The following is a 1,411-nucleotide window of genomic DNA, read 5'->3' on the forward strand; positions in this document are numbered from 1 at the left end:
CGTGCGTCGCCGGGGGCCTGTGGTGGTGGGCGGTACTGCGGCTGGTGTTCTGTCCCGCCTCCGCCGGCGCCGTCGAGGAGGCCGTCGCGGCCGGCGGCTGGGGGCTGAGCCTGCTGCCGGTCCACTGCGTCCCCCGTACCGGGCGGGACCGCGCGTGGTGGGTACGGGCCACCGCGGCCCTGCGGACGCTGTACGGGCGCGAGCGCGACGGCACCGGCTGAACCCGGGTCAGCCGGGGGACGGGCCGGGCTGGCAGACCGGGCACCAGTACGTGACACGCTCCCCGGTGACCGGGTCCGCCGCCGCCCCGCGGACGGGCGTACCACAGCGGGCGCACGGGCGGCCGGCCCTGCCGTAGACCCACAGCCGCCGGTCCGGCCGGGCGCTGGGCGTCGTCACCCGGGCCGTGCGCCGCTTGTTCGCCTCCAGGAGCCGCTGGGCGAGCAGCGGTGCCCGCCGCGGGTCCGGGAGACGGCCGACGGGGAGCCAGGGCGAGGCGCCCAGCAGGAAACACAGCTCGGACCGGTAGACATTGCCGATACCGGCGAGATTGCGCTGGTCGAGCAGGGCCTCGCCGAGCGCCCGCCCCGGGTCCGACAGCAGCCGGCGCAGCGCCTCGTCGGCGTCCCAGTCTGGCCCGAGCGGGTCGGGGCCCAGATGGCCGACGACCCGCTCCTCGTCGGCGGTGCGCAGCAGGTCGAGGACGGGCAGCCGGTAGCCGACCGCCGTACGGGACGCCGTGCCGAGGACCGCGCGGATCTGGTGGGCCGGACCGCCGCGCCAGCGCTCGTCCGGGCCGTAGACCTCCCAGGAGCCGTCCATCCGCAGCGCGGAGTGCAGGGTCAGGTCCCCCTCGACGCGGGTCAGCAGATGCTTGCCGCGCGAGACCACCTCCCGTACCCGGCGGCCCGTCAGATCGGCCGTGGCGAGCCGGGGGACGCGCAGGTCAGAGCGGACCAGCACCCCGCCGGCCAGCGCGTCGTGCAGGGCGCGGGCGGTGCGCCAGACCGTGTCGCCTTCGGGCATGTGCCCATCATGCACACGCCGCCGCGCCGCGGGCCCCGGTCAGCCGCGCAGCCGCAGGCCCCGGGGCGTCGGATGGAACCCCGCCTCCTCCAGGACCGGTGCGAAGGGCGAGGTCAGCGCCGGGGCGCCGTTGACGCGTTCGGTGGTGAGGGTGCCGAGGGCCCCCGCCGCCGCGGCGTCCACCAGCGCCGCCACCGCCTGCCGCAGCCGCACATCGCCCGCATGCCCCGCCGGGTCCTGGGACAGGGGCCAGACCAGCAGCGTCTTCCCACCGCGCTCCAGGTACAGCGTCAGCTCCCCGTCGACGAGCACCACCACGGAACCCGCCTTGCGGCCCGGCTTGTGCGTCGCCCCGGGCGGCGGATCGGGCCACGGCAGCGCGGCA

General features: G+C 77.5%; 3 protein-coding genes. 1 reads left to right on the forward strand and 2 read right to left on the reverse strand.

Features of this window, described 5'->3' with window-relative positions; genetic code table 11:
• The first annotated feature begins 17 nt into the window (after nt 1-17).
• A complete protein-coding gene (locus AC51EU_RS30515; protein WP_496270333.1) occupies nt 18-221 on the forward strand; it encodes a hypothetical protein in 204 nt (67 codons plus the stop codon).
• A 7-nt stretch (nt 222-228) separates the two neighbouring features.
• Here AC51EU_RS30515 and AC51EU_RS30520 read toward each other — a convergent pair whose 3' ends face one another.
• Together AC51EU_RS30520 and AC51EU_RS30525 are read right to left on the reverse strand one after the other, a co-directional pair.
• Nucleotides 229-1,026: an Fpg/Nei family DNA glycosylase gene (locus AC51EU_RS30520; protein WP_496270331.1), complete on the reverse strand. Its 798-nt coding sequence runs from the start codon at nt 1,024-1,026 to the stop codon at nt 229-231.
• 39 nt (nt 1,027-1,065) lie between these two features.
• Nucleotides 1,066-1,411 (reverse strand): hypothetical protein (locus AC51EU_RS30525; RefSeq protein WP_496270332.1); only part of this gene is annotated, 346 nt, incomplete at its 5' end.

The organism is Candidatus Streptomyces philanthi (assembly GCF_059553635.1).

Coding starts and splice junctions, on each gene's coding strand:
- AC51EU_RS30520 (WP_496270331.1), bottom strand. CDS start 1,026: ATGCCCGAAGGCGACACGGTCTGGCGCACCGCCCGCGCCCTGCACGAC.